Genomic DNA, 26,092 nt, shown 5'->3' on the forward strand with positions numbered 1-26,092 from the left:
CCATGCTGCCATCGTGTGGTGCAGTGCCTTTGCCAAACTCTGCCCTTGTGAGTGAGATGCCATGACTCGACGACTCCCCCTGCTCGCCCTGCCCCTGCTGCTGGCAGCCTGTGCCACCCCGCCGCAGAGCCAGCCTCCCCAGACCCTCTATCACTACCAGCTTGGCGAGGGGACGGACGACAGCCCCCTCAGCCTCGCCCAGGCAATGGACAGGGTGAAGGATGCGGACATAGTGCTGGTGGGCGAGCTGCACAGCCACCCGGCCGTGCACCTGCTGCAAGCCAACCTGCTGGCGGAGCTGGCCGGTATGTCGCGCCTCGATGGCCGGGGGCTGGTGCTCTCCATGGAGCAGTTCAGCCGCGCCGATCAACCCGTGCTGGATGCCTACCTGGCCGGGCGCATCGGCGAGGCGGCGCTGATCCGGGACGGCCACGCCTGGCCCAACTACCCGAGCGACTACCGCCCCCTGGTGGAGTTTGCCAAGGCGCAGCAGCTGACGGTGATCGCCGCCAATGCCCCCAAGCCACTGGTGAGCTGCGTCGGCCAGGAAGGGCCCGAGTGGCTCGACAAGCTGCCTGCCAGCCGCCGCAGCCAGCTCGCCCGCGAGCTCACCCTGGGGGATGACCCCTATCGCCAGAAGTTCATGGCCTCCCTGCATCATGGGGATGCGGACGGAAATGCCCGCCGCTTCGCCGCCCAGACCAGCTGGGATGACACCATGGCCGAGAGCATGGTCGATTACCTCGAGCAGCATCCCGGCCGACGCATCATGCACATCGCCGGCAACTTCCACGTGGAGGGGGGGCTGGGTATCGCGAGCCGCATCGCCAGCCGCAACCCGGCCCTCAAGGTGGCGCTGATCGTGCCGCAGACGGATGCCAGGGCCGCCCCGGGGAGTACCCCAGACGTCAGGGTGCAGATCACCCCCTTGCCGGAGCGCTGGCTAAATGCGGAGGAAATGAAGCAAGATATGGGCGCACTGCATCAATCTCGCAGCCGTGACTGCAGCCAGTGGCTGCAACCCTGACAAATAGCCCAAGGATTTCATATGGATGTGTTACTGGTCATCGACATGCAACAAGGGCTTTTCGAGCAACCCCGCCATCAGGACGCCCGAGTCATCGCCAACGTCAATCGTCTGGCCGACGCCGTGCGGGCCCGGCAAGGGCGCGTCATCTATGTGCAACACGACGAGCCGGGATCCGAGCTCGCCCCCCACAGCGCGGGCTGGCAACTGCACGCCGATCTGACGCCGGGCGCCCATGACAGCCGAGTACGCAAGACCGCCTGCGACAGCTTCCTCGACACCGAGCTCGGCTTCCTGCTGGCGGAACAACCGGTGGACCGGCTGCTGCTGTGCGGCTGCGCCACCGACTTTTGCGTCGACACTGCGCAGCGCCGCGGCCCAGGGGTTCGACGTCTTCGCGGTGACCGATGCCCACACCACAGCGGACAGGCCACACCTGAGTGCCGAACAGATCATCGAGCATCACCACTGGATGTGGCGGCACCTGAGCCTGCCCCAGGGCAGAAGCGTGACCCTGCTCACCACGGATCAACTGCTCACTAACCCTCAAGGCGCGCAGGCGTGATAAGCTGCCCGCCCTGAAGCGATCACCTGATTGGAGTCTTGTGTGCGTCAACTCTCTGCCGTTGCCCTGCTGCTGTCGTTACCGGCGATCACCGCCTGCTCCGGTTTGCCGGGGATAGCGCCCGATGGCCCGGCCCCCCTGTTCCACACCCACATCAACGAGGAGGGGAGCAAGCGCTTCACCTTCGAGGCCGCGCCCCTAGACGCCCTGCCGGGCCACTTGCAGGAGGACGATGACAGTCGCCTGACCCGCCGCAGCAAGAGCCTGCTGGAGCGCCGGGAGGCGCTGCAGGACGATCAGCTGACCCAGATGCTGGCGACGAACAAGTATTGCCGCAGTGGCTACATCGTCCTCAGCCAGACCTCCTGGAAGATCCGGGGGGAATGCAACGAGACCGCCTCCCAGGCCGATCGCGATGCCTTCCCCAACCAGGCCTCCTGGCAGGAGTGACCTGGGCGTGCAGACAACAAAACGGGCAGCCTGGGCTGCCCGTTTTTCATGTCAGACTCGCGTCCGTCAGACCGGTTCGTCCGCCGGGCTGGTCAGCTCGGCGCCGTTGTCGATGCGCTTGTGCCCCTCTACCAGATGGACGAAGTCCACCAGCTCGTCGCCGGAGACCCGGAACGCCTGGCCGAAGCCCTTGACGAAGAGCCCCTGCTCGGGCTTGAGGCGAAACAGCACGAAGTCCTTGAGGTTGGAAAGCCCCCTGACTATCTCGCCGAAGCGTCCTTCCAGGGCGGTAACGGCCTTCTCCCAGCGCTCGTCGTCCCGGGACACCACCTCGGCCACCGCATCGAAGGTGAGGCGCTTGCGGGCAAACAGCTCGCGGGCGCCGCTCTCGTCCTCGATCAGCATCAGCGACACCTTGGGCACCTGTTGCAGGTTGCGGGCGTGGCGGGCGATCTCGGAGATGAGCACATAGTAACCATCCTCCTGCAGTACGAAGGGGGCATAGCTGGCATTGGGGTTGCCTTCACTGTCCACGGTCGCGAGCTGAAGGGTGCGGCAACCGTCGCGAAACTCGCGGATCTCCGGTTGCAGGCGGTTTTGCAGACGCTCCTGACGTTCACTCATGCTTTGACTTCCTCTTGATACTGGTGGCGCAGGGCCATGAAACGCTCTACCTGATCAGGCAGCAGCTGGCGCTGCTCGTCGCGGCCCAGGTAGATCTTGAAAATGCAGCGACCGCTGTGGCCGAAGAACTGGAAGGAGTGCCCCTCCTTGCCCATGAACAGCTTGCTGACCAGGGCGATGCCCACCACGTTGTCGAGCCTGAGGTGGCCGTGCATCTCGCCGTTCCGTCCCATCAGGTTGTAGTAGCCGCGGGCCGTCTTGCCCTTGGGGAAGGGGGCCTTCACCTCGAAGATGGAGCCGTCGGACTCGACGATGGTGGTCACCGGGCCCCAGCCGGCCAGATCCGCCAGCAAGGCTTCGGCCTGATCGTTCGGCACTTGCGTCATCAAGTCGGCGGGCAGGTGGCGCACCACCTCCCACTCGCTGACGGCCAGCTGGGTGGCGATGCTGGAAGGATGGGCGCTGGGGTCCTGCTCCAGCAGTGTCTGAATGCGTTGTGCAATGCTCATCGGTTCTCCCCTGGATGATCCGCAATGGTGCTCGGTGTCGCGGCGGATACTGTAATGAAGCGACCCACTTAACGCAATTGATAATCGCTTTCATTCTCAGTGCATTTTTCTCGCGGGCTTGATATTCTCGGCGGCAATCCCACTCTCACTCATCCCTCGGAGGTTCGCATGGGCCGTCGTTTTGCCCTCGCTCTCAGCCTGTTAGGCTGCGCCCTTTCCCTCTCTTCCCTGCCCGCCGCGGCGAAGGAGCGTATCGTCAGCATAGGCCCGGCCACCACGGAACTCATCCTGGCACTGGGGGGTGAGTCGAGCATTATTGCCACCGATGTGAGCAGCCCTGAACCCAAGAACCTGCCCCGGGTCGGCTACCACCGCGCCCTGGCCGCCGAGGGGATCCTGAGCCTGGCCCCGACCCGGGTGGTCGGCAGCGACGAGATGGGGCCGCCACCCGCCCTGGCACAGCTGCGCCGGGCCGGGGTCGAGGTGGACGTGCTGCCCACCGCCCCCACCCTCGCCAACCTCGACGAGCGCATCGACACCCTGGCCGCCCTGCTCCAGGACCCGGCCGCCGGCGCGCGCCTGAAGGGCGAGATTCGGGCCCAGAGCGAGCAGCTGGCCACCCAGGCAAAGCAGAACAAGCCGCTCAAGGTGCTCTTCCTGCTGCTGCACAAGGGGCAGCCCACCAGCGTCGCCGGTGGCAACACCACCGCCAGCGCTCTCATCACCCTGGCCGGTGGCGTCAACCCGGTCGCCCGGCTGCACGACTACAAACCCGTTTCCACCGAATCCCTCATCGAGCTGCAGCCGGATCTGGTGCTGGTGAGCGGGCGCGACTGGCAGCAGTATCAGGATCCCGCCTCCGTGCTGAGCCAGGTGCCGGCGCTGGAAGCCACCCCCGCCGGCAAGCGCGGGGCCATCCACGCCATCGACGGCCACGCCCTGCAGGGGGGGCTGAGCCTTCGTTCCCTGCAGCAGGCGAACCAGATCGCCCAGTGGATCAAGCAAGGATCATGATGCGCCTGCCACTGCCCTGGCTGCTCGCCCTCACCGGCGGTGCGCTGGCGCTGCTGCTGGTCGGCTCCCTGGCGACCGGCCCCATGTCCCTGTCGTTTGGCGAGAGCCTGCGCGCCCTGTTCGCCGGACAGGCGAGCGGGATGGAGGCCCACAAGCTCCTCGTCGTGAAAGAGATCCGCCTGCCCCGCACCCTGCTCTGCATCGCGGTGGGGGGCATCCTCGGCCTCTGCGGCGCCGTGATGCAGGGGCTGTTTCGCAACCCCCTGGCCGATCCCGGCATCATCGGCGTCTCCGGCGGCGCGGCGCTCGGCGCCGCCCTGGCCATCGTGCTGCTGGCTCCCCTGGGCCAGCAGCTGCAGGCGTTGCTCGGCCTCGGCCTGCTGCCCCTGCTCGCCTTCCTCGGCGGGGCGCTGACCACCACCCTCGTCTATCTGCTCGGCACCCGGGAGGGAGGCACCTCGGTCACCGTCATGCTGCTGGCCGGCGTCGCCATCACGGCGCTCTCCGGCGCCGTGATCGGCCTGCTCACCTATCTCGCCGACGATCAGATGCTGCGCAACCTGAGCCTGTGGCAGATGGGATCGCTGGCAGCGGGCAAGCCGGTGGACGTGGCGCTGGCGCTGCTGACCCTGGCCGCCCTGCTGCTGCTGTTCGCGCGCGATGCCAACCCCCTCAACGCCCTGCTGCTGGGCGAGGGGGAGGCTCGCCACCTGGGGGTGAACGTGCAGGCCCTCAAGCGGCGGCTCATCCTGCTCACCGCCGCCGGAGTCGGCGTGGCAGTGGCGGTGGCGGGCATGATCGGCTTCGTCGGCCTGGTGGTGCCCCATCTGGTGCGGCTGCTGGCCGGCCCCAACCACGTCCGGCTGCTGCCGCTCTCCGCCTTGCTCGGGGCCGCCCTGCTGCTGGGCGCCGACATGCTGGCGCGCACCCTGCTGGCGCCGGCCGAGATGCCGGTCGGCATCATCACCGCCCTGATGGGGGCTCCCTTCTTCATCTGGCTCTTGGTCAAGAGCCGCCGGACCCTGTAACAGGAGACAGTCCCCTTGCCCGGATCCCCCTCCCCCCTGCTTGAGTGCCGGGAGATCAGCCTCACCCGGGGCAACCGCCTCATCCTAGACTGCCTGGATCTCCGCCTGCAGGCGGGCAGCCTGACCGCCCTGCTCGGCCCCAATGGCGCGGGCAAGAGCTCGCTGCTCAAGTGCCTGACCGGCGAGCTGGCCTGTCAGGGCAGCATCACCCTGTTCGGCAGGGATCGCCAGAGCTGGGCCGGCAACGCGCTGGCGCACCGGGTCGGCGTCTTGCCCCAGAGCTCCTCCCTGAGCTTCCCCTTCCTGTGCGAGGAGGTGGTGGCCATGGGGCGCCTGCCCCACAGCGAGCCAGCCAGCCGACGCGACCACATAGTGCAGGCCGCCATGGCCCACGCCGGGGTGGATCATCTGGCTGGCCGCCTCTATCCGGGTCTCTCCGGCGGGGAGCGCCAGCGCGTGCAGTTTGCCCGGGTGCTTGCCCAGATCTGGCAGGCGCCCTACGAGCCCCAACAACCGAGGCTGCTGCTGCTGGACGAACCCACCTCGGCCCTCGACCTCAAGTACCAGCATCAGCTGCTCGCCATGGCCCGCGCCCTGGCCGGCCGTCACACCGCCGTCCTGGTGGTGCTGCACGATCTCAACCTAGCAGCCCGCTACGCCGACCGGCTGGTGATGCTGGCGCAGGGCCGCCTGATGGCGGACGGCGCCCCGGCAGAGGTGCTGACGCCGGCGCTCATCGAGCGGCTCTACGGCTACCCGGCCCAGGTGATCCACCACCCCCAGAGCGGCCTGCCCATGGTGATCTGATCTCGGGCCCGCCGCCGTCCATCGCGATAACCCCCAGGCCCCGGAAACGCACTGCCCAGAGAGCCGAGGCCGAGCACCAGACTCCCCAGACTGCAGAGACAAAAAGAGCGCCATCAGGCGCTCTTTTTGTGTCGGGGCAAGCCGGCGGCTCAAGCAATCTGATAGCGGCCCGGCTTGTGATTGAGTGTCAACACCAGGTTACAGATGATGGCGGCCACCACGGAGAGGGCCAGCAACCAGGGGGAAACCACGAAGAAAGAGGCGATGACGATGGCACAATCCAGCCCCATTTGCAGCTTGCCCGCCCGGATGCCGAACCTGTCCTGAATGAAGAGCGCCAGGATGTTGAAGCCCCCCAGGCTCGCCTTGTGGCGGAACATGATGAGCAGCCCCATGCCGATCAGGGTGCCACCGATGAGGGCCGCATAGACGGGCTCAATCTTGCCTATCTGCAACACGGCGTTGAGGTGATCCGTCATGAAGGAGACGGTGGCCACGGCGGCGAAGGTATTGAGGGTGAAGCGCGGCCCCATCCTGAGCCAGGCCAGGGCATAGAAGGGCAGGTTCATGGTGAAGAACAGCAGGCCGAAGCTGATGCCGGTCACCTGCTGCAACAGCAGGGCCAACCCGGCAGTGCCACCGGTGAGCAGCCCGACTTGATGGAACAGGAAGATGCCGAGTGAAACGAAACCTGCCGCGGTCAGCAGGGCGAGCACATCCTCATAGAGCGGGTGCGCAGAGCGGGGGGTGTTGTCCATAACCGGGTGTCCATGCGAAGTGAAAGAGTGTCTGCCGCCATCTCTGGCGGGGATGAGCCCCGTGGGCCGGGACTTCGTAATGGCCACAGTGTCCGGTTTGAGTGAGCCGGATCACAAGTCCGCGGCCACACGCACCAAAATGGTGCTCGTCAGCTCAGCGTTACAGCCCCTGCACCAAGATCTGCCACTCCCTCTTGCGCCAGGCTGAAGAGAACCTGAAGAAAAGCTGAAAACTAGGCAGAGCCCGCTGTCCACGGGGTTGAATCGCTCTAGAATGGCTGTCTTGCAACAAGTCTGCCTCAAGGAGCTATCGCAGATGAGAGTCACCGTATTCGGGATAGGGTATGTCGGTCTGGTCCAGGCCGCCGTGCTGGCGGAGATGGGCCATCAGGTGACCTGCGTGGATGTGGATGCCGCCAAGGTGGCGCGCCTCAAGGAGGGGATCATCCCCATCTTCGAACCCGGCCTCGCCCCCATGGTGCAGGCCAACCATCAGGCCGGCCGCCTGCACTTCACCACGGACGTGACCGAAGGGGTGGCCTTCGCCGAGCTCATCTTCATCGCGGTCGGTACCCCGCCAGATGAGGACGGCTCCGCCGATCTCAAGCACGTGCTGGCGGTGGCGGGCACCATAGGTCAGCTGATGCAGGCAGGCAAGGTAGTGATCAACAAGAGCACTGTGCCGGTCGGCACCGCCGCCAGGGTACGCCACCATATCGAGGCCATCCTGCGCGATCGCGGCGTCGAGCTGCCCCTGGAGGTGGTCTCCAACCCCGAGTTCCTCAAGGAGGGGGCCGCCGTCAATGACTGCCTGCGGCCGGATCGCATCATCATCGGTACCGGCTCGTCCCATGCCTTCGCCCTGCTGGAAGAGCTCTACGCCCCCTTCAACCGCCAGCACGATCGCATCATCCAGATGGACGAACGCAGCGCCGAGCTGACCAAGTACGCCGCCAACGCCATGCTGGCCACCAAGATCTCCTTCATGAACGAGATGGCCGGGCTGGCGGAGCACCTCGGGGCCGATATCGAGGAGGTGCGCAAGGGGATAGGCGCCGATCCGCGCATCGGCTATCACTTCATCTACCCGGGCTGCGGCTACGGCGGCTCCTGCTTCCCCAAGGATGTGAAGGCGCTGATCCATACCGCGAGCGAAAACGGCTGTGACGTGCCCCTGCTGCGCTCGGTGGAACAGGTGAATGACAGACAGAAGCACAGGCTCGCCGAGCGCCTCCACCAGCACTTCGGTGCAGACTTGAGCGGTCTCACCTTCGCGCTCTGGGGGCTGGCCTTCAAGCCCAACACCGACGACATGCGCGAAGCCCCGAGCCGGGTGCTGATGGAGGCCATCTGGGCCGCTGGCGGCAAGGTGCAGGCGTTCGATCCCGAGGCGATGAAAGAGGCCCAGCACCTTTACGGCCTGCGCGACGATCTGGCCCTGTGCGGCACCCAGGAAGCCGCCCTCAAGGGCGCCGATGCCCTGCTCATCTGCACCGAGTGGCAACAGTTCCGCGCCCCCGACTTCGAGCTCATCAAACGCACCCTGAAGCAGCCCGTCATCCTCGATGGCCGCAACCTCTATGATCCGGCCCGCCTGCACCAGCGCGGCTTCACCTATTACGCCATTGGCCGCGGCAACAGCCTGGAACAGGCACGCATTCTGGAGAGGGCACAATGAAGTATCTCGTCACCGGCGCCGCCGGCTTCATCGGGTTTCACCTGGCGCAGCGGCTCATCCAGGAGGGCCACGAGGTGGTCGGTCTCGACAATCTCAACGACTACTACGAGGTGAGCCTGAAGGAGGCGCGCCTGGCCCGGCTCCTGCCGCTGCCCGGGTTCCGCTTCGAGCGTTGCGATCTCGCGGACAGGCAAGCCATGGCGGCATTCTTTGCCCGCGAGAGTGCCCGGGAGCGGTTCGATCGGGTGATCCACCTCGGTGCCCAGGCCGGGGTGCGCTACTCCCTGGACAACCCCTTTGCCTACGCCGACAGCAACCTCACCGGTACCCTGACGGTGCTGGAGGGGTGCCGCCATCACGGGGTCGGGCACCTGGTCTACGCCTCCTCCAGCTCGGTATACGGCCTCAACGAGCAGATGCCGTTCAAGACCTCGGACGGGGTGGATCACCCCGTCTCCCTGTATGCGGCGAGCAAGAAGGCCAACGAGCTGATGGCCCACTCCTACTCCCACCTATATGGATTGCCGACCACGGGACTGCGCTTTTTCACCGTCTACGGCCCCTGGGGACGCCCCGACATGGCGTTGTTCAAGTTCGTGCGTGCCATTCTCAATGGCGAGCCCATCGACATCTACAACCAGGGCCAGCTCAGCCGGGACTTCACCCATATCGACGACATAGTGGAAGGCATAGTGCGCATCGCGGACCGCCCGCCGGTCGGCGAGGCGAACTGGCATGGGCAGACCGAGTCGAGCCCGGCCCCCTATCGCCTCTTCAACATCGGCAACGGCAGCCCGGTGCGGCTGCTGGACTTTGTGGAGGCCATCGAGGCCGCCCTCGGCAAGCAGGCCATCCGCAACATGATGCCCATGCAGCCCGGCGATGTGCTCGCCACCTGGGCCGACACCGAGGCGCTGTTCGAGGCGACGAGTTATAGACCCAGAGTCGGGTTGAAAGAGGGGGTCGAGAGTTTCGTCAACTGGTACAGATCCTACTACCAAGCCTGAGCCCCCAACGGGCGCTGTTCGTACCGAAGCAACCAGCTATAGACCCAGAGTCGGGTTGAAAGAGGGGGTCGAGAGTTTCGTCAACTGGTACAGATCCTACTACCAGGCCTGAGCCCCCAACGGGCCCTGTTCGTACCGAAGCAACCGGCTATAGACCCAGAGTCGGGTTGAAAGAGGGGGTCGAGAGTTTCGTCGACTGGTACAAGGCATATTACAAGGCCTGATCGCACCTGGGGATCCGACAACAAGAAGGGCTGCCACTGGCAGCCCTTCTGCTTATCCGGACCCGGGTCTCCAGCCTCAGGGGCCGGGGGCATAGTGGAACGGCTCGACCCCGGGGGTAAGCCCGCGGCACTCGGGCTTGAGGGCCGAGCTGTCGGCCAGCATCCAGTCGGTGCGGTGGCGATTGCCGAGATTCTCCATGAGAGAGGGCTCGAAGCAGCGCGCCATGAGATCGGCTGCCCCCAGCACCTGGCGGCCGGGGGCGGCCGCCACCCAGGCCGCCGCCTCGCGAGCCTGCTCTTCATCCGGCATCCGATAGGAGTAGTGCCAGAGCGGCTGACGGGTGAACAGCAGGTGCTGCTCCTTGAAGCCGGCCAGCAGCAGCGCGTTCTCCGCGGGCACCCGCGCCACCGCCAGCGCCATCACCCCCTCGGGGGTGCGCAGGTCGTTGAGCTTCACGCAGATCCAGCAGGAGTAGATCAGCCAGCCCACCGCCAGCGAACTGAGGATGGCAGTGAGGGGCGCCCGGCGCAGCCCGGCGCTGAGGAGCAGCAGCGCAACCCCCAGCACCAGCAAGGGCAGCCAGGGGGCCGGCCCCAGCTCTCCGGCCTTGCTCGCCAGCCTGGCACTGAAGACCAGCGCCGCGGCACCGCCCACGCCGACGATCCCCAGCAACCAGCCAAGGCCCGACAGCAGACGGCCGGGCCAGCGCCGGGCCAGCAGCTGGGCGATGAAGGGGGCCGTCAGCAGGGCCAGGGCCGGCGTGCCCGGCGTGACATAGACGCCGCGCTTGCCCGGCGACACCGAGAAGAACACGATCACCAGCACCAGGTAACCGAGCAGCAGGATGATGCGCTTGTCCCGCCCCTGAACGGCCTTGCGCCACGCTACCACCAGCCAGGGCAGCAGCAGGGAGAGGGGCAGCCAGAATGGCGGGATCACCGAGGTGAGGTAATACCAGAAGGGTTTGACGTGGTGCCAGGAGTTGGCATAGCGGGTCACCGTCTGGCGCAGCAGTATGTTGTCCCGGTAGGCCTGCAGCACGGGATCCCCGCTCTGGGCCACGGCGAGCAGCATGGGCACCAGCCACAGGCCGATGGCCAGCAGCATGAACAGGGGCCCCGCCAGCCCTTTCAGCCAGTCGGCCCGGGAGGCGGCACGGATCTGCTCTCTATGGGTCCAGACAGCCGGGATCAGGATCAGCACGGCCAGGATCCCCACCCCCTTGGTGATGATGCCAAGGCCGGCGGCGAACCAGCCGAGCCAGTACCAGCGCCAGCCCCCCTCACAGAGCAGGAAACGGATGAAACCGTAGACGCCGAGGGTGATGAAGAAGGTCACCAGGGCATCGATCTGCGCCGTCTTGGCCTGCAGGGTGAACTGGACGGTGAACAGCAGCAGCAGGCCGGCCATAAAGCCCACTTGCGCGCTCCACAGCCGGCGGCCCAGATCCCACACCAGCGCTATGGTCAGCAGACCCGCCAGCAGGGAGGGCAGCAGGAAGGCCACCTTGATGGAGCCGGTCAGCAGATACCCTATCGCTATCCCCCACATAAACATGGGGGGCTTGTCCGGGTAGATCTCGCCGCCCCGCATGGGGAACAGCCACTGGCCGCTCTCCACCATCTCCTTGGCCACCAGGGCGAAACGGGGCTCATCGGCCGGCCAGGGATCCCGCAAGCCCAGACCCGCTCCCAGCACCACCAGGGCGATCAGCAGCAGCCAGCCCAGGGAGCGCTGGTCGAGCAAGAAGCGATCACTCGCCACCATCGCGCACCTCCCGGTTGGTGGCCAGCTTGTCCCGGTTCCAGCCGCGATGCTGGATGTCCAGATAGAGGCTGTAGAGGGCGGTGAAGGTGGGGAAGAGATTCTGCAGCACGCCGACGGAGTCCTGCTTGGGGGAGAAGACGAAGTAGCTCAGCGTCATCAGGCTGCCGAGCACGCTCATGTACCAGAACAGGCGGGGAATGACGGGCCGCCCGGCCCGCTTCGAGGCAATGAACTGCACCAGCCAGCGGCCGCCGAACATGAGCGCCCCGGTGTAACCGATGATCTTCCAGCCGGTGACATGCAGACCGGTCCAGTCCAGCCAGTCCAGTGGCATGGAGAGCAGGGTATCCATCACTCCAGAATCTCCCGGATCTCGACCACCTTGGAGCGGCGCTGCAACCACCAGACGCCGACCACATCCACCAGCCCGACCCAGAGCCGGTTCCAGACACCGTACTTGGAGACGCCCGCCTGCCGCGGCCTGTGATTGACCGGCCAGGGAGACATGGTGCCCCCTTGCGCCTGGATCAGGGCGGGAATGTAGCGGTGCATGTGATTGAAGGAGGGCAGGCGCAGATACCATTCACGTCGCACCACCTTGAGCCCGCAACCGGTATCCGGGATACCGTCCTTGAGCAGCAGATCGCGAAAACCGTTGGCCAGTTTCGACGAGAGGCGCTTGACCCAGTCGTCGCGGCGCGTGACGCGATGGCCGATGAGTCCCACCTGATTCTTGTCCGCCTCGAAGCGGCGCTTGGCCTCCTCGAGCATGGCGGGAATGTCGGCCGGATCGTTCTGGCCATCCCCATCGAGGACCACCAGCCAGTCACCTCGCCCCTGGCGCACGCCGCTCAACACCGCCATGCTCTGGCCGACGGCCCTGACGTGTCGCACCACCCGCAGCCTGGCAAAGCGGGCCTTCAGCTCGCACAGGAGTGCGTAGCTGTCGTCTTCACTGCCATCATCCACATAGATCAATTCGTAGTCGTAACTGCCCCCCAAAGCGGTATCGATTTCAGTGATGAGGGGGGCCAGATTGTCCCGCTCGTCCTTGGCTGGCACTACGACTGATACATCCACTGAATAACCCATAAGAGCTTCCCAACAATAGAAGAACGCAACTAATCCTGTTGCTCACATCATGAGATCGGGAGAGGGCCTTAACGCCATAACCCACTAAAATACAAGGTATTGCATCATGACGTTCGCAGTCTACCACTCTGCAATTAACGACGGCATCAACTACGGTGCATTACGCAGTCATTTTGTCCTGCCGCTCTTCCGGGCACCGCAACCCGCAGGTGCATCTCCTGGTCAAAAGTTCCATACCATTTTCGTCTCTGATGAACTGAGACATAACCACATGTTCCATCATCTGGCTGGCAGCCAGCCCACCTAGAACCTATATCTTGCGGATACGAAAACGAGGTATCCATCATGCAGAGACTCTGCATCTGGGGCTGGGGGATCCTCCTCCTCCTGACCACGACCCCCGCCCACGCCGAAGCCTTTCGCCAGGCCCCCAAGGCGATGAGCGCCCTGCGTCAGGGCGCCACCCTGGAGCGCAGCAACCCGAGGCAGGCCATCGCCCACTACTGCTCTGCGGCTCGCCTCGGCAACCCCGAGGCCTATTTCCGCATCGGCCGCCTGCTGGCTCGCGGCCCCCAGGGGATCCGCAACGCCCGCAGCGCCAACGCCTACCTGGCCATGGCCATGCGCCTCGGCAACCAGCAGGCAGGCCGCTACTACAACGCACGGGTCGGCAATGCCCCCCTGGGTAACTGTGGCGTCGGGGGAGGCGGCGGCGCCCCCTGGGTGCAACCGGGCACACCGTTCGATCTGGAGCACTACATCGCCCGCCAACCGGTCGCCAAGCAGCAGCTGGCAAGCCAGATCCGCAAGGCAGCCCTGCGTCACAAGGTCGATCCCAGGCTGGCGCTGGCCATCGCCATCGCCGAATCCAATCTGAACAGCCAGGCCGTCTCCCCCAAACAGGCCCAGGGGGTCATGCAACTTATCCCCGAGACCCAGGCCCGCTTCGGCGTGACCCGCCCGTTCGATGCGCAGCAGAACATCCGTGGCGCCATGATCTACCTGAAATGGCTGGAGAAGCAGTTTGGCCCTGACTGGGTCAGGATCAGCGCGGCCTACAATGCCGGGGAGCAAGCCGTGATGCGCCACGGTGGCGTGCCTCCCTATCAGGAGACCCAGGAGTATGTGCAGCGGGTGCTCTACTACTCGGGACACGATGCGGACAAGGGGCAGAAACGGCCACGCTGACCACCATCCGGGCCCGCACCGCCGTTCAGTGGGTATCCTATCGGGCCAGAGTTAAGGAAGTCTTAAGCATGAGCCCCGGCGGGTGGCCTGATGCGGCCCTCCCGCTCCCCAGCCTCGCCAGCGCCAGCACCCCGGTGGCGGCTTTGCCGCCCTCCTCCCATTGGTTTACAATCGACGGGTTTTTTGGAACCGTGTCGGCCCCGCCGACCCGGCCCCACCACGACATCAGTCTGTTAATGCCAAGACATTAAACTGCTGAAAGGAAGAGAATTAGCCAATGGCTCAATTTATTTACACCATGAACAGGGTCGGCAAGGTCGTGCCGCCCAAGCGTCATATTCTCAAGAACATCTCCCTATCCTTCTTCCCGGGCGCCAAGATAGGCGTGCTGGGTCTGAACGGCGCCGGTAAGTCCACCCTGCTGCGCATCATGGCCGGGCTAGACACCGAGATCGAAGGGGAAGCCCGCCCGCAGCCCGGCATCAAGATCGGCTACCTGCCCCAGGAGCCCAAGCTGGATCCGGAGCAGACAGTGCGCGAGGCGGTGGAAGAGGCCGTGGGCGAGGTGAAACGCGCCATGGCTCGTCTGGACGAGGTCTATGCGGCCTATGCCGATCCGGACGCAGACTTCGACAAGCTGGCCCGCGAGCAGGGCGAGCTGGAAGCCATCATCGCCGCCCAGGGCGGTCACAACATGGAAAACCAGCTGGAGCGCGCGGCTGACGCCCTGCGCCTGCCGGCCTGGGATGCCCAGATCAAGCACCTCTCCGGTGGTGAGCGCCGCCGCGTGGCCCTGTGTCGCCTGCTGCTGGAAAAGCCGGACATGCTGCTGCTGGACGAACCGACCAACCACCTGGATGCGGAGTCCGTGGCCTGGCTGGAGCGCTTCCTGCACGACTACGAGGGCACCGTGGTGGCCATCACCCACGACCGCTACTTCCTCGACAACGTGGCGGGCTGGATCCTGGAGCTGGACCGCGGCGAGGGCATCCCCTGGGAAGGCAACTACTCCTCCTGGCTGGAGCAGAAAGACGCCCGTCTGGCCCAGGAAGCGAGTTCCGAAGCCGCCCGTCGCAAGTCCATCGAGAAGGAGCTGGAGTGGGTTCGTCAGAATCCGAAAGGTCGTCAGGCCAAATCCAAGGCTCGTATGGCTCGCTTCGAGGAGCTCAACACCAACGACTACCAGAAGCGCAACGAGACCAACGAGCTGTTCATTCCGCCTGGACCGCGCCTCGGCGACAAGGTGGTGGAAGTGGCCAACCTGCGCAAATCCTACGGTGATCGGGTGCTGATCGATGACCTGTCGTTCGCCATACCCAAGGGTGCCATCGTCGGCATCATCGGCCCGAACGGTGCCGGTAAGTCGACCCTGTTCCGCATGATGTCGGGCCAGGAGCAGCCGGACTCCGGCGCCATCACCCTGGGCGAAACCGTGGTGCTGGCATCGGTGGATCAGTTCCGCGACAGCATGGATGACAAGAAGACGGTGTTCGAAGAGGTCGCCGACGGTCAGGACATCCTGCGCATCGGCAACTACGAGTTCCCGAGCCGCGCCTACATCGGTCGCTTCAACTTCAAGGGCTCTGACCAGCAGAAGCGCGTCGGCGAGCTCTCCGGTGGCGAGCGAGGCCGTCTGCACCTGGCCAAGCTGCTGCAGACCGGCGGCAACGTGCTGCTCCTCGATGAACCGACCAACGACCTGGACATCGAAACCCTGCGCGCCCTGGAGAACGCCCTGCTGGAGTTCCCGGGTTGTGCCATGGTCATCTCCCACGACCGCTGGTTCCTCGACCGCATCGCCACCCACATCCTGGACTATCAGGACGAGGGCAAGATCGCGTTCTTCGAGGGCAACTTCACCGAATACGAAGAGTGGAAGAAGAAGACCTATGGCGCCGAGGCCGTCCAGCCGCATCGCGCGAAGTACAAGCGTATTGCCAAGTAATTGCGCCTGGCGATGGAGCAAGGCGGCCCAGCCGCACCGACCGGGGACGGCATGGCAAACGCCGTGATGACAAGGGGAGCACAGCTCCCCTTTTTATCCCCTTCCGGATTACAATCATCCCCTCCTTCACCCAGTGACAACGCGCCATGACCCAGCCCACCGCCCCCAGACTCACCATCCAGATCCGGCTTGAACCCGGTTGCCTGGGGCCGGATGGCAAGCACCACATCGACACCTTCTGCACGATAGCCCGTCGGGTCTTTGCCGCCATCGAGCCCGAACGGGTCAACTGGGTGCTGCTCCCCCGCCATGACAAGCAGTTGCCGGAGCAGGAGTTCCTCATCGAGGGGCGCAAATTGAGCGAGGCCCAGGCCGACCTGCTGCTGCAGCGCCTGGGGCTGGCACTCGACCCCTTGCTGGAGCAGAGCGACGCCGTGCTCAGCCAGCTTATCGAGCGCTACCTGAAGAGCCGTTGATGGCTCCCACAGCTAAGCTTCTATCGAGCCCCGTTTTAACGCCTCCCGGAGCAAACGTTTGAATTTTTGCTCTATTCATTGATCCGCCTCGCAGATCCGGGGTTTGTAAACCTGGCCGCCTGTGTAAAAATGTGCGCGCTGTCACGGTATCAGGACGAGTCTGGTCATTTCACCGCCAGAAACAGGGCCCTTCACCCCGCATGGATGGGTGCGGCCCCCCTGCTGCTTATTTCACGTTACCCATTGGAATCCAACATGAATCAACCACATCACGCTACCGGGCAGACCGCCAGCCCGGCTGCCGGGCATGGACTGCTCGAGCGCCTGTTTGCCCTGCGCGGTCATGGCACCACGGCCCGCACCGAGGTGATCGCCGGTATCACCACCTTCCTGACCATGGTCTACATCGTGTTCGTCAACCCGCAGATCCTCTCTGCTGCGGGCATGGACACCCAGGCCGTGTTCGTCACCACCTGCCTCATCGCCGGCATCGGCAGCATCCTGATGGGTCTCCTGGCCAACCTGCCCATCGCCCTGGCGCCCGCCATGGGCCTCAACGCCTTCTTCGCCTTCGTGGTGGTGGCCGGCATGGGCTACTCCTGGCAGGTCGGCATGGGCACCATCTTCTGGGGCGCCCTGGGCCTGCTGATCCTCACCCTGCTGCGGGTGCGCTACTGGCTCATCGCCAACATCCCGCTCACCCTGCGAGTCGGCATCACCGCCGGCATCGGCCTGCTCATCGCCCTGCTCGGCCTGCACAACGCCGGCATCGTCGTCGCGAGCCCCGCGACCATGGTGACCGTGGGCAACCTCACCTCCCTGCCCTGCCTGCTGGGACTGCTGGGCTTCTTCCTGATCTGCATCTTCTCCGCCCGTGGGGTGCACTCCGCCGTGCTCATCTCCATGGTGGTCACCACAGGGCTGGGCTTCCTATTCGGGGATGTCACCTTCAAGGGCTTCGTCTCCATGCCCCCCAGCATCGAGCCGGTATTCGGCCAGCTGGATCTGATGGGGTCGCTCGACATCAGCCTCGCGGGGATCATCTTCTCCTTTATGCTGGTCAACCTGTTCGACTCTTCCGGCACCCTGATCGGCGTCACCAACCGCGCCAAGCTGGCCGATGACAGGGGTCACTTCCCGCGCATGAAGCAGGCCCTGGTGGTGGATAGCGTGAGCTCCGTCGGCGGCGCCTTTATGGGCACCTCCTCCGTGACGGCGTATATCGAGAGCAGCTCCGGCGTCGCCGTGGGCGGTCGCACCGGCCTGACCGCCATCGTGGTCGGCGTGCTGTTCCTGCTGGCCATCTTCTTCTCCCCGGTCGCCGCCATGGTGCCGGCCTACGCCGCCGCGGGCGCCCTTATCTACGTGGGCGTGCTGATGTGCTCCGAGCTGACCCGGGTGAAGTGGGAAGACCTGACCGAGGCGGTGCCGGCCTTCATGACCGCCGTCATGATGCCGTTCAGCTTCTCCATCACCGAGGGGATCGCCGTGGGCTTCATCTCCTACTGCGTGATGAAGGCGGGCACCGGTCGCTGGCGCGAGATCAACCCCTGCGTGCTGGTGGTGGCCCTGCTGTTCGTGCTCAAGTTTGTCTGGGTCGACAGCCACTAACCCTCGCTTGCACCCACAAAAAAGCCCGTCATCGACGGGCTTTTTTCATGTCTGGCATCACCGCTCAGCGGATGCCGCGAGCCTCGCGGATCCACTCCCAGGCCTGCTGGATCTCCTGGGCCTTCTCCTTGGCCATCTCCATCATCTCCGGCGGCAACCCCTTGGCGGCCAGCTTGTCCGGGTGATGCTTGCTCATCTCCTTGCGATAGGCGCGCTTGATCTCCTGATCGCTGTCGCTCTCGCTCACCCCGAGCAGCTGATAGGCATCCTTGAGACGGTCCCGGGAGGGCGGCTCCTGCCGGTATTGCTGCCCCTGCCCACCGCCCTGTTGCTGGCGGTGGAAGAAGTTCATCTGGGCCTCGGCCATCGCCAGGATCCGCGCCAGCTCGATACGGCTGAACCCCAGCTCGTCGGCGATGGTCTGCAGGATGGCGCGCTCGTTGGCCTCCACCTTGCCATCGGCAAAGGCGGCCTGCAGCTGGACCTCGAGGAAGAAGCGCAGAATGTCCCGCTGCCCCTGGCTGGCCTGGCGAAACTCCGCCAGGGTTTCGCGCAGCGGGAAGTCGCTCTCCTTGCCCTGACGGAACGAATCCTGGGCGCGCACGCGCTGCTCACCGGAGAGGCGCATCCTGTCCATCAGGTTGGACGCCACCCGGATCTCGTGTTCGGTGACCTGGCCGCTCGCCTTGGCGATGTGGCCCATGACGGCGAAGGTGGCGTGGAAAAAGACCGCCTGTTGCTGTTGGCTGGGGGCACGGCGGAAGGACATGCCCATGCCCCGATCGAAGCGGTGACCTATCCACAGGCCCAGCAGGGCACCGAAGATGTTGCCGAGCAGAAAACCGAAGAAGGCGCCAAGCACCTTACCCCAAATACGCATGGTTCAAGACCTCGTGATGTTAATGAGTGCCGGCGAGCAGCTGCTCGTCCAGCGCGCGCAGCCGCTCCACGGTGCCGATGTCCCGCCATTCGCCGGCGAGCAGGCTGCCGCCGACTCTACCCTGCGCCATCCAGTCCCGCAGCAGGGGCGCCAGCTTGCGGGCCCCCGAGGGCAGCTCGGCAAAGGCGGCGGGGTGGTAGAGACCGACCCCGCTGAAGGTCAGGGCCGGGGCATCCAGCACCCGGCCGGCTTGCAGGGAAAAGTCCCCATTGGGATGCTGGGGGGGATTGGGCACCAGCCAGAGGTGGGCCAGATCGCTCCCCAGGGGCTGACGTACCAGGGTGGCATAGTCAGCATCGATCCAGGTGTCGCCGTTGATCACCAGGAAGGGGTCGCTGCCGAGCAGGGGCAGCGCCTGCACTATGCCGCCTGCGGTCTCCAGCGCGCTCTCCTCTGCCGACCAGCGGATAGACACCCCGAACGCGCAGCCATCGCCGAGGGCCGCCACCAGCTTGTGGCCAAGCCAGGCATGGTTGATGACCAGCTCGCTGATCCCGGCGCGTTTGAGCTTCTCGATATGGTGCACGATGAGCGGCTTGCCCCCCGCCGCCAGCAGCGGCTTGGGCAGACTGTCGGTAAGCGGGCGCATCCGCTCGCCGCGGCCGGCGGCCAGGATCATCGCCTTCATGATGCCGCTCCGTCGGCACGGGCCTCGGCCACCCGGGTCAGACCCGGCAGCACCACCTGCTCCAGCCAGGCACCGAAGCGGACCAGCACGGGATAGCTCTCACCATGGGTGCGACAGACATCGACCACATAGTCGAGGGTGCGTGGAATGTCTTTGAGGTAGCCGGACTTGCCGTCCCGATGCCAGAGGCGGGTGAAGATCCCCGCCGCCTTGAGGTGGCGCTGCATGCCGGTGAGGTCTGCTGCGCGACGAAACGCGGCATAGTCGAGCCCGCCGAGCAGCTCCGCCTGACGAAGGGTCTCGAAGCCCTGGCGCATGCCCTGCTCGATCACCTCGTCGGGCCAGCGCACGTAACAGTCTTTCAGGAGGGAGACCAGGTCATAACTCAGAGGGCCGATGACCATGTCCTGGAAGTCGATGATGGCGAGCTCGCTCTCGCCCGGGGTCTGCCCACCGCACACCATGAGGTTGCGGCTGTGGAAGTCCCGGTGCATCACCCCCTGGGGCTGGGCCAGGTTGTTCGCGGTGAGGCAGGCGAAGGTCTCCGCCAGCAGTTGCTCTTCCTCGGCGCTCAGGGTCAGCTGCAGGTGCTGCCCCAGCAGCCACTCGGGGAAGATGGCGTTTTCCCTGGCCATGAAGGCAGCATCAAAAGGCTCAAGCTCCAGTTCAACAGCGCCGAGACGGGGCAACAGGGCGATGGCCTTGCCATACCAGGCCAGCACGTTGTCTGCGTTCAGGCAGCCGATGAGCTGGGTATCCCCGAGGTCCGTCACCGCCAGCAGTCCGTGATCGTAGTCCACCCCCCTGACCTCGGGCGCCTTCAATCCCACCCCATGCAGTGCCGCCGCATTGCGAACGAACTCATGATTTTTTTCGGTTTTAGGATTAGCATCCACCCACACCAGACCACCACCGCGGAAGTAGCGGCGGAAACTGGCGTCACCGGAAATGAGGGTCAACGGAAGGTTGGCATCACCGGAAATCCGGCGTGCCCATTGCAAAAGCAGGGAAGCGCGATCGTGCATGAGTCGGGAACCAAATTGGAAAGCAGCACTTGGCTGTTAGCCCTGGCCGCAATAATGCTTTATCATTGCCGGCTAACATAAAGCAATGACATGCAATGTCAACTCGATGGATCCTGACATAAAATGCATGCCCTGAACTAACCGTTTTTACTACGGATTGCGCGAGCCTTTCACATGACAAAATGGACACTGGGATACTCCTGTCCCATCGCCCTGACCATCAGCCTTGTTCCTGCCGTGAGTCCGCTCATGGTTCAGGCTGCGCCACTCAACGCACCGCCCGCCACCGGGATCCTCGACAGCCTCTGCTATGACTATGTGCCCAAGATAGAGAAACCCAGCTCGGGCCAGGATGCCAATGCCCTGCCCGTCGAGGTGGATGCCGATCGCCTGGAGGCCAAGCAGGGCGGCACCGCCGTCTACGAGGGCGATGTCAAGGTTCGTCAGGGGGTGCGCAAGTTCGACTCCGACTACGCCCAGCTCGATCAGAAGAGCCGGGACGTCATCGCCATCGGTAACATCTACTACAACGATGGCCAGATCACGGTCACCAGCGACAAGACCCTCAAGTCCAACCTGGACACCAAGAACTCCGAGCTGGAAGAGGGCAAGTATCAGGTTCACGGCTCACCGGTGCGCGGCTTCGCCGAGAAGGTGACCATGACCAACAACAACCAGAACATCACCCTGGAGGGGGCCCAGTACACCACCTGCCCGCCGGGTCAGGAGGTCTGGACCCTGAAGGCCGGCAGCATCGACATCGACCAGTCCGAAGTGTTCGGGGAAGCCTGGAACGCCAGCCTCTGGCTCTATGACTACCCTGTCTTCTATTTCCCCTACATCAACTTCCCCATCAAGGACGAGCGCAAGACGGGCCTGCTCTACCCGGGTTATACCCAGAGCTCCAAGAACGGCATGGACATCACCCAGCCCTTCTACTGGAACATCGCGCCGAACTACGATGCCACCATCACCTCCCGTTTCATGGACAGACGGGGCCTAATGGAGCAGGTCGAGTTCCGCTACATGCCGGATCCGGCCCACGTGGGGAGCCTCTACTTCGAGAACCTGGCGAACGACAAGCAGTACGACGAGACGGACAGCCTCAACGACCACCTCTCCGACGGTCACCGCTACCTGCTGAGCGCCCGCCATACCTCCATGTTCCAGGACAATGCCTTGCGCTTCTCGGTGGACTACACCAAGGTGCGGGATCAGGACTACAACTACTTCAACGACTTCTCCCCCAAGGTGGGGACCCAGGTCGACAACCAGCTGCAGCAGTCCCTGAAAGCCGGCTACTACCAGCAGAACTGGAACCTCGATGCCGAGGTGCGCACCTACCAGATCCTGCTGGCCAGCGCCCAGCAGCCCCACGAGCTGATGCCGCGCATCAACCACAACTACTATCAGCAGGGGAGCTGGTACGATCTGGCTTGGAACACCGAACTGACCAACTTCGGCTACAACAACGATCAGGCCATCGCGCAGAACCAGGGGGAGGCCTACACCGGGACCCGCTTCCACACGGCCCCCACCCTGACCATCCCGCTCATCGACGAAGCCGGTTACTTCCTCGACAGCCAGTACAAACTGATGTACACCCGTTACGATCAGACGGTACCGGACAACATGAGCAGCACCTTCACCAGCCGCTTCACCCCGGTAGGCGGGGGGGATGTCACGCTGGAAGAAGGCACCATCACCCGGGTACTGCCCTCATTCCGCCTCAAGGGGGGCATGACTTTCGAGCGTGATCAGCAGTGGTTCGGCGACGACGCCAACCAGACCCTGGAGCCGGAATTCCAGTACCTCTACATCCCCTACAAGGATCAGGACAACATCGGGGTCTACGACTCCACCACCATGCGCCAGGACTACTACAGCCTGTTCAGCGATCGCCGCTACGCCGGTCTGGACCGGATCAGCGACTCCAATCGCCTCTCCCTGGGGGTCACGACCCGCATTTATGATGCGGCCGGGGATGAACGAATCCGGCTGGCCGTTGCCCAAGCCTTCGACTTCGTGGCGCCCAGGGTCAAGCTCTACAGCAGCGATGAGCTGAGCACCAACACACGCTCGCCCCTGTCGTTCGAGGGGGACGCCAAGATCAACGAGCAGTGGTATGCCCATGCCGGGGCACAGTATGACGTGGAACAGCGCCAGATAAGCTCAGCCAACAGTGCCCTGGAATACCGCCACGAGAAGCTGATCAGCCAGCTGAACCACCGCTTCGTGCGGGATGCCAACTACGACCTCGACAACAAGGGACAGGTCACGGATCTCAACCAGATCGGCCTGCTGCTGACCACGCCCCTGAACGACCAGTGGCACCTCTACGGGGGTTACTATCAGGAGCTCAACCAGAACGTCAAAGTGGACCGCAAGGTGGGCCTGAAGTACGACTCCTGCTGCTGGAGCATCAACTTCAACCTGGAGTGGGTCAACACACCGGATAACGTGAATCTGGAACCGACTTCGGAGCGCAGTTTCGGCATTCAATTTGAAATGAAAGGATTGGGTAGCGTGGGTACCGGCGCCAAGGGCACCTCCCTGGACACCGAAGCACTGCCTTACATTCGTCCGTTTAACCTGCGAGACCAATAACCGGTCTGGCAAACGCCTTGAGAGATGGATATGAAGAAGACGTTGATTTCCCTGCTGACCGCAGGCCTGTTCGGTGTCATGAGCCAGGGCGCCTTCGCCGCCCCCGAGCTGATGGACAAGGTGCTGGCCGTGGTCAACAAGGACGTGGTGCTGGCCAGTCAGCAGGAAGCCCTGGTACAGAAGGTGAAGGCATCCGCCCAGGAGAGTGGCCAGTCCCTGCCCGATGACGTCACCCTGCGCAAGCAGGCGCTGGACCGCCTGATCCAGGAGAGCCTGCAGCTGCAACTGGCGGAGCGCCAGGGGCTCAAGATCAGTGACACCCAGCTGGAGCAGGCCATCCAGAGCATCGCCGCCGACAACAAGATGACCCTGGAGCAGCTGCGTGCCCAGCTGGATCGGGAAGGGCTGACCTATGCCCAGTACCGGGAAGAGGTGCGTCGCGAGATCCTGATGAACGAAGTCCGCCGCAGCCAGGTGCGTCGCCGCATCAACATCTCCGATCAGGAGGTCAAGCAGGTGGTCGAGGCGCTGAGCAAGCAGGGCCAGCAGCAGACCGAGTTCCATATCGGCCACATCCAGGTTGCCCTGCCGGATAACCCTAATGCCGAACAGCTCAACGCCGCCAAGGCCAAGATCGAACGCATCCTCGCCGCCCTGAAAGAGGGGGCGGATTTCCGCAAGCTGGCCATCGCCGAGAGTAACGGTCCCAAGGCCCTGGAAGGGGGTGACTGGGGCTGGATGAGCCCGCAGGAGATGCCCACCCTGATGGCCGAAGCGGTACAGGGCGCCAAGAAAGGCGACATCGTCGGCCCGCTGCGCTCCGGTGCCGGTCTGCACATCGTCAAGATCTTCGACACCAAGGGTCAGCAGCAGGTGATGCAGACCGAGGTGAAGGCCCGTCACATCCTGATCAAGCCCTCCATCATCCTGAGCGAGGAGAAGGCCAAGAGCACCCTGGACGGCATCCTGCACGACATCAAGAGCGGCAAGGCGAGCTTCGCCAGCATGGCGGAGAAGTACTCCGAGGATCCGGGTTCCGCGGTACAGGGCGGCGAGCTGGGCTGGTCTGATCCCAACGTCTACGTGCCGGAGTTCCGCGACATGGTGGGCCGCCTGCAACCTGGCCAGATCAGCGAACCCTTCCGCACCACCCACGGCTGGCACATCGTCCAGCTGGAGGATCGCCGCAGCCAGGACGCCACCGGCAAGGCCCAGGAACAACGAGCCTACCAGCTCATCTTCAACCGCCGCTTCGCCGAAGAGTCCCAGTCCTGGCTGGATGAGCTGCGCGACGAAGCCTACATCCAGATCGAACCGAACTGATGAGCTGTCATCGTCTTGCCATCACCCCGGGTGAGCCGGCGGGCATAGGTCCGGATCTGGTGCTGCACATCGCCCAGCGGGGCTGGCCCCATCAACTGGTGGTGATCGCCGATCCCGCCCTGCTGCGAGAGCGGGCAGCCCTGCTGGGGCTGTCTGTCGAGCTGGAACCCTACGACGCCACGGCCCCTGCCCGCCCCCAGCGGGCGGGCACCCTGAGCCTCTGCGCCGTGCCCCTTGGCGCCCCTGCGGTGCCGGGCATGCTCGACGAAGGCAACGGCGCCTATGTGCTGGCCACCCTGCAACGGGCCTGCGACGGCAACCTGAGCGGCGAGTTTGCCGCCGTGGTGACCGGACCGGTGCACAAGGGGATCATCAACCAGGCGGGCGTGTCGTTCAGCGGCCACACCGAGTTCTTCGCCCAGCAGTCCGACACCGCCGACGTGGTGATGCTGCTGGCCACCGAAGGGCTGCGGGTGGCGCTTGCAACCACCCACATCCCGCTGGCCTATGTGGCCAAGGCCATCACAGAGGAGCGCCTTGGCAAGGTGATCCGCATCCTGGATGCGGATCTCAAGCGCAAGTTCGGCATCGAACAGCCCCGGATTTACGTCTGCGGCCTCAACCCCCACGCCGGGGAAGGGGGGCACCTCGGTCGTGAAGAGATCGAGGTGATCGAACCCGCTCTGGCCGCTCTGCGCCAGGAGGGGATCGATCTCGTCGGCCCCCTGCCGGCCGATACCCTGTTCCAGGACAAATACCTCAAGGATGCGGATGCGGTACTCGCCATGTACCACGACCAGGGGCTGCCCGTGCTCAAGTACAAGGGCTTTGGCAACTCGGTCAACATCACCCTCGGACTTCCATTCATCCGTACTTCGGTGGATCACGGCACCGCGCTGGATCTGGCAGGCAAGGGCCTGGCCGATCCCGGCAGCCTGATCACCGCGATCAACCACGCCATCCAGATGGTAGAGAAAAAAAGATATGAGCAGTAAGGTGCACATGGGCCACACGGCCCGTAAGCGTTTCGGTCAGAACTTCTTGCACGACCGTTATGTGATCGACCAGATAGTGGCCGCCATCAACCCCCAGCCAGGTCAGAACCTGGTGGAGATCGGGCCGGGTCTGGCGGCGCTAACCGAACCCGTCGCCGCCCAGATGGACAAGATGACCGTGGTCGAGCTGGACCGGGATCTCGCCGCACGCCTGCGCGAGCACCCCACTCTTAAAGACAAATTAACCGTCATCGAGGCCGATGCTATGCGCTTCGACTTCAGCACCCTGATGGGGGAAGGCAAGGGGCCGCTTCGCATCTTCGGCAACCTGCCCTACAACATCTCCACCCCGCTCATCTTCCACCTGTGCGAGTTCGCCGATCGGGTCGAAGACATGCACTTCATGCTGCAAAAAGAGGTGGTACTGCGTCTGGCCGCCGGTCCGGGCAGCAAGGCCTATGGCCGCCTGAGCGTGATGACCCAGTACTACTGCCAGGTGATCCCGGTGCTGGAAGTGGGCCCAGGCGCCTTCAAGCCGGCCCCCAAGGTGGACTCCGCCGTGGTACGCCTGGTGCCGCACAAGAACCCGACCATAGTCGCGAAGGATATCCGCTGCCTGAACCGGGTCTGCACCGAGGGCTTCGGCCAGCGTCGCAAGACCATCCGCAACAGCTTCGCCAACTTCATCACAGACGCCCAGCTGACCGAGCTTGGCATCGATGGCAACCTGCGCCCGGAGAACCTCTCCCTCGAGCAGTTCGTCACGATCGCCAACTGGCTGGCCGATCAGCAGCAGGCCTGAT

The 26,092-nt window shown here is 64.4% G+C and carries 25 protein-coding genes and 1 pseudogene; 17 read left to right on the plus strand and 9 right to left on the minus strand.

Annotated elements, in window-relative coordinates; genetic code table 11:
* Positions 1-61 precede the first annotated feature (61 nt).
* The 3 genes and pseudogenes from I6L45_RS02015 (at position 62) to I6L45_RS02025 (ending at position 2,042) form a co-directional block, all read left to right on the plus strand.
* Positions 62-1,027, plus strand: coding sequence for a ChaN family lipoprotein (locus I6L45_RS02015; protein WP_216983313.1), 966 nt, complete (start codon positions 62-64; stop codon positions 1,025-1,027).
* A gap of 21 nt (positions 1,028-1,048) precedes the next feature.
* Positions 1,049-1,592: pseudogene (locus I6L45_RS02020) on the plus strand (isochorismatase family protein).
* Positions 1,593-1,634: 42 nt separating this feature from the next.
* Positions 1,635-2,042 (plus strand): hypothetical protein, encoded by a 408-nt coding sequence (locus I6L45_RS02025; protein WP_216983314.1) that lies wholly within the window; start codon positions 1,635-1,637, stop codon positions 2,040-2,042.
* Between the two features lie 66 nt (positions 2,043-2,108).
* On the opposite strand, the gene hutZ is transcribed toward I6L45_RS02025, so the two are convergent.
* Together hutZ and hutX are read right to left on the minus strand one after the other, a co-directional pair.
* Positions 2,109-2,666: a heme utilization protein HutZ gene (hutZ, locus tag I6L45_RS02030; RefSeq protein ID WP_216983315.1), complete on the minus strand. Its 558-nt coding sequence runs from the start codon at positions 2,664-2,666 to the stop codon at positions 2,109-2,111.
* On the minus strand, positions 2,663-3,175 hold the full coding sequence (gene hutX / locus I6L45_RS02035; protein ID WP_216983316.1) for a heme utilization cystosolic carrier protein HutX: 513 nt from the start codon (positions 3,173-3,175) through the stop codon (positions 2,663-2,665). The genes hutZ and hutX overlap by 4 nt, the downstream gene beginning before the upstream one ends.
* A gap of 168 nt (positions 3,176-3,343) precedes the next feature.
* Between hutX and I6L45_RS02040 the strand changes: the two genes are divergently transcribed.
* The 3 genes from I6L45_RS02040 to I6L45_RS02050 are packed head-to-tail and all read left to right on the plus strand — an operon-like array spanning position 3,344 to position 6,024.
* Positions 3,344-4,189 (plus strand): hemin ABC transporter substrate-binding protein, encoded by an 846-nt coding sequence (locus I6L45_RS02040; RefSeq protein WP_216983317.1) that lies wholly within the window; start codon positions 3,344-3,346, stop codon positions 4,187-4,189.
* Complete coding sequence (locus tag I6L45_RS02045) at positions 4,186-5,217, plus strand: iron ABC transporter permease (protein WP_043758335.1); 1,032 nt, start codon at positions 4,186-4,188, stop codon at positions 5,215-5,217. Before I6L45_RS02040 ends, I6L45_RS02045 begins: the two co-directional genes overlap by 4 nt.
* Before the next feature lie 15 nt (positions 5,218-5,232).
* On the plus strand, positions 5,233-6,024 hold the full coding sequence (locus I6L45_RS02050) for a heme ABC transporter ATP-binding protein (RefSeq protein WP_216983318.1): 792 nt from the start codon (positions 5,233-5,235) through the stop codon (positions 6,022-6,024).
* 149 nt (positions 6,025-6,173) lie between these two features.
* Here the strand turns inward: I6L45_RS02050 and I6L45_RS02055 are convergent, their stop codons facing one another.
* The gene (locus I6L45_RS02055; protein WP_134695483.1) at positions 6,174-6,782 is read right to left on the minus strand and encodes a YitT family protein; all 609 of its coding nucleotides are present in this window, start codon (positions 6,780-6,782) and stop codon (positions 6,174-6,176) included.
* Positions 6,783-7,098: 316 nt separating this feature from the next.
* On the opposite strand from I6L45_RS02055, the gene I6L45_RS02060 reads away from it, so the two are divergent.
* Both I6L45_RS02060 and I6L45_RS02065 read left to right on the plus strand, forming a co-directional pair.
* On the plus strand, positions 7,099-8,460 hold the full coding sequence (locus I6L45_RS02060; protein WP_216983319.1) for a UDP-glucose/GDP-mannose dehydrogenase family protein: 1,362 nt from the start codon (positions 7,099-7,101) through the stop codon (positions 8,458-8,460).
* A complete protein-coding gene (locus I6L45_RS02065; protein WP_216983320.1) occupies positions 8,457-9,467 on the plus strand; it encodes an NAD-dependent epimerase in 1,011 nt (336 codons plus the stop codon). Before I6L45_RS02060 ends, I6L45_RS02065 begins: the two co-directional genes overlap by 4 nt.
* A gap of 300 nt (positions 9,468-9,767) precedes the next feature.
* Here I6L45_RS02065 and I6L45_RS02070 read toward each other — a convergent pair whose 3' ends face one another.
* The 3 genes from I6L45_RS02070 to I6L45_RS02080 are packed head-to-tail and all read right to left on the minus strand — an operon-like array spanning position 9,768 to position 12,539.
* Positions 9,768-11,459, minus strand: a complete 1,692-nt coding sequence (locus tag I6L45_RS02070) for a glycosyltransferase family 39 protein (RefSeq protein ID WP_216983321.1) — start codon at positions 11,457-11,459, stop codon at positions 9,768-9,770.
* Positions 11,446-11,811, minus strand: coding sequence for a lipid-A-disaccharide synthase N-terminal domain-containing protein (locus tag I6L45_RS02075; protein WP_043758321.1), 366 nt, complete (start codon positions 11,809-11,811; stop codon positions 11,446-11,448). Before I6L45_RS02075 ends, I6L45_RS02070 begins: the two co-directional genes overlap by 14 nt.
* Positions 11,811-12,539, minus strand: a complete 729-nt coding sequence (locus tag I6L45_RS02080) for a glycosyltransferase family 2 protein (RefSeq protein ID WP_231557826.1) — start codon at positions 12,537-12,539, stop codon at positions 11,811-11,813. The genes I6L45_RS02075 and I6L45_RS02080 overlap by 1 nt, the downstream gene beginning before the upstream one ends.
* A 118-nt stretch (positions 12,540-12,657) precedes the next feature.
* Between I6L45_RS02080 and I6L45_RS02085 the strand changes: the two genes are divergently transcribed.
* The 5 genes from I6L45_RS02085 (at position 12,658) to I6L45_RS02105 (ending at position 17,771) form a co-directional block, all read left to right on the plus strand.
* On the plus strand, positions 12,658-12,858 hold the full coding sequence (locus I6L45_RS02085; protein WP_216983322.1) for a hypothetical protein: 201 nt from the start codon (positions 12,658-12,660) through the stop codon (positions 12,856-12,858).
* A gap of 38 nt (positions 12,859-12,896) precedes the next feature.
* The gene (locus tag I6L45_RS02090; protein ID WP_216983323.1) at positions 12,897-13,739 is read left to right on the plus strand and encodes a lytic transglycosylase domain-containing protein; all 843 of its coding nucleotides are present in this window, start codon (positions 12,897-12,899) and stop codon (positions 13,737-13,739) included.
* Positions 13,740-14,016: 277 nt separating this feature from the next.
* Positions 14,017-15,684: an energy-dependent translational throttle protein EttA gene (ettA, locus tag I6L45_RS02095; RefSeq protein ID WP_043758312.1), complete on the plus strand. Its 1,668-nt coding sequence runs from the start codon at positions 14,017-14,019 to the stop codon at positions 15,682-15,684.
* Between the two features lie 146 nt (positions 15,685-15,830).
* Positions 15,831-16,160 carry a hypothetical protein gene (locus tag I6L45_RS02100; RefSeq protein ID WP_216983324.1) on the plus strand — a complete coding sequence of 110 codons (330 nt, stop codon included), beginning with the start codon at positions 15,831-15,833 and terminating at the stop codon, positions 16,158-16,160.
* A 255-nt stretch (positions 16,161-16,415) separates the two neighbouring features.
* A complete protein-coding gene (locus I6L45_RS02105) occupies positions 16,416-17,771 on the plus strand; it encodes an NCS2 family permease (protein ID WP_216983325.1) in 1,356 nt (451 codons plus the stop codon).
* A 64-nt stretch (positions 17,772-17,835) separates the two neighbouring features.
* Here the strand turns inward: I6L45_RS02105 and djlA are convergent, their stop codons facing one another.
* The 3 genes from djlA to I6L45_RS02120 are packed head-to-tail and all read right to left on the minus strand — an operon-like array spanning position 17,836 to position 20,364.
* Complete coding sequence (gene djlA / locus I6L45_RS02110; protein WP_216983326.1) at positions 17,836-18,651, minus strand: co-chaperone DjlA; 816 nt, start codon at positions 18,649-18,651, stop codon at positions 17,836-17,838.
* A gap of 19 nt (positions 18,652-18,670) precedes the next feature.
* Positions 18,671-19,339: an N-acetylmuramate alpha-1-phosphate uridylyltransferase MurU gene (gene murU, locus I6L45_RS02115; protein ID WP_216983327.1), complete on the minus strand. Its 669-nt coding sequence runs from the start codon at positions 19,337-19,339 to the stop codon at positions 18,671-18,673.
* Positions 19,336-20,364 carry an aminoglycoside phosphotransferase family protein gene (locus tag I6L45_RS02120; RefSeq protein ID WP_216983328.1) on the minus strand — a complete coding sequence of 343 codons (1,029 nt, stop codon included), beginning with the start codon at positions 20,362-20,364 and terminating at the stop codon, positions 19,336-19,338. Before I6L45_RS02120 ends, murU begins: the two co-directional genes overlap by 4 nt.
* Positions 20,365-20,538: 174 nt before the next feature.
* Between I6L45_RS02120 and lptD the strand changes: the two genes are divergently transcribed.
* Genes lptD through rsmA form a run of 4 tightly spaced genes read left to right on the plus strand, consistent with a single transcriptional unit; the run spans position 20,539 to position 26,091 of the window.
* Entirely contained in the window at positions 20,539-22,971 is a 2,433-nt protein-coding gene (lptD, locus tag I6L45_RS02125; RefSeq protein ID WP_216983329.1) for an LPS assembly protein LptD, read from the plus strand.
* Between the two features lie 30 nt (positions 22,972-23,001).
* Positions 23,002-24,294 carry a peptidylprolyl isomerase SurA gene (gene surA, locus I6L45_RS02130; protein WP_043758294.1) on the plus strand — a complete coding sequence of 431 codons (1,293 nt, stop codon included), beginning with the start codon at positions 23,002-23,004 and terminating at the stop codon, positions 24,292-24,294.
* Positions 24,294-25,289: a 4-hydroxythreonine-4-phosphate dehydrogenase PdxA gene (gene pdxA, locus I6L45_RS02135; protein ID WP_216983330.1), complete on the plus strand. Its 996-nt coding sequence runs from the start codon at positions 24,294-24,296 to the stop codon at positions 25,287-25,289. The genes surA and pdxA overlap by 1 nt, the downstream gene beginning before the upstream one ends.
* Positions 25,279-26,091: a 16S rRNA (adenine(1518)-N(6)/adenine(1519)-N(6))-dimethyltransferase RsmA gene (gene rsmA / locus I6L45_RS02140; protein WP_210558424.1), complete on the plus strand. Its 813-nt coding sequence runs from the start codon at positions 25,279-25,281 to the stop codon at positions 26,089-26,091. Before pdxA ends, rsmA begins: the two co-directional genes overlap by 11 nt.
* The last annotated feature ends 1 nt before the right edge of the window (position 26,092 follow it).

Source organism: Aeromonas sp. FDAARGOS 1415 (assembly GCF_019048365.1).
GTDB lineage: Bacteria > Pseudomonadota > Gammaproteobacteria > Enterobacterales > Aeromonadaceae > Aeromonas > Aeromonas taiwanensis.

Bases quoted from the DNA above. Each gene is read 5' to 3' on its own strand.
- I6L45_RS02015 (WP_216983313.1), top strand. From the start codon at position 62: ATGACTCGACGACTCCCCCTGCTCGCCCTGCCCCTGCTGCTGGCAGCC.
- hutZ (WP_216983315.1), bottom strand. From the start codon at position 2,666: ATGAGTGAACGTCAGGAGCGTCTGCAAAACCGCCTGCAACCGGAGATC.
- hutX (WP_216983316.1), bottom strand. From the start codon at position 3,175: ATGAGCATTGCACAACGCATTCAGACACTGCTGGAGCAGGACCCCAGC.
- I6L45_RS02040 (WP_216983317.1), top strand. From the start codon at position 3,344: ATGGGCCGTCGTTTTGCCCTCGCTCTCAGCCTGTTAGGCTGCGCCCTT.
- I6L45_RS02045 (WP_043758335.1), top strand. From the start codon at position 4,186: ATGATGCGCCTGCCACTGCCCTGGCTGCTCGCCCTCACCGGCGGTGCG.
- I6L45_RS02055 (WP_134695483.1), bottom strand. From the start codon at position 6,782: ATGGACAACACCCCCCGCTCTGCGCACCCGCTCTATGAGGATGTGCTC.
- I6L45_RS02060 (WP_216983319.1), top strand. From the start codon at position 7,099: ATGAGAGTCACCGTATTCGGGATAGGGTATGTCGGTCTGGTCCAGGCC.
- I6L45_RS02065 (WP_216983320.1), top strand. From the start codon at position 8,457: ATGAAGTATCTCGTCACCGGCGCCGCCGGCTTCATCGGGTTTCACCTG.
- I6L45_RS02070 (WP_216983321.1), bottom strand. From the start codon at position 11,459: ATGGTGGCGAGTGATCGCTTCTTGCTCGACCAGCGCTCCCTGGGCTGG.
- I6L45_RS02075 (WP_043758321.1), bottom strand. From the start codon at position 11,811: ATGGATACCCTGCTCTCCATGCCACTGGACTGGCTGGACTGGACCGGT.
- I6L45_RS02085 (WP_216983322.1), top strand. From the start codon at position 12,658: ATGACGTTCGCAGTCTACCACTCTGCAATTAACGACGGCATCAACTAC.
- I6L45_RS02090 (WP_216983323.1), top strand. From the start codon at position 12,897: ATGCAGAGACTCTGCATCTGGGGCTGGGGGATCCTCCTCCTCCTGACC.
- ettA (WP_043758312.1), top strand. From the start codon at position 14,017: ATGGCTCAATTTATTTACACCATGAACAGGGTCGGCAAGGTCGTGCCG.
- I6L45_RS02100 (WP_216983324.1), top strand. From the start codon at position 15,831: ATGACCCAGCCCACCGCCCCCAGACTCACCATCCAGATCCGGCTTGAA.
- I6L45_RS02105 (WP_216983325.1), top strand. From the start codon at position 16,416: ATGAATCAACCACATCACGCTACCGGGCAGACCGCCAGCCCGGCTGCC.
- djlA (WP_216983326.1), bottom strand. From the start codon at position 18,651: ATGCGTATTTGGGGTAAGGTGCTTGGCGCCTTCTTCGGTTTTCTGCTC.
- murU (WP_216983327.1), bottom strand. From the start codon at position 19,339: ATGAAGGCGATGATCCTGGCCGCCGGCCGCGGCGAGCGGATGCGCCCG.
- I6L45_RS02120 (WP_216983328.1), bottom strand. From the start codon at position 20,364: ATGCACGATCGCGCTTCCCTGCTTTTGCAATGGGCACGCCGGATTTCC.
- lptD (WP_216983329.1), top strand. From the start codon at position 20,539: ATGACAAAATGGACACTGGGATACTCCTGTCCCATCGCCCTGACCATC.
- surA (WP_043758294.1), top strand. From the start codon at position 23,002: ATGAAGAAGACGTTGATTTCCCTGCTGACCGCAGGCCTGTTCGGTGTC.
- pdxA (WP_216983330.1), top strand. From the start codon at position 24,294: ATGAGCTGTCATCGTCTTGCCATCACCCCGGGTGAGCCGGCGGGCATA.
- rsmA (WP_210558424.1), top strand. From the start codon at position 25,279: ATGAGCAGTAAGGTGCACATGGGCCACACGGCCCGTAAGCGTTTCGGT.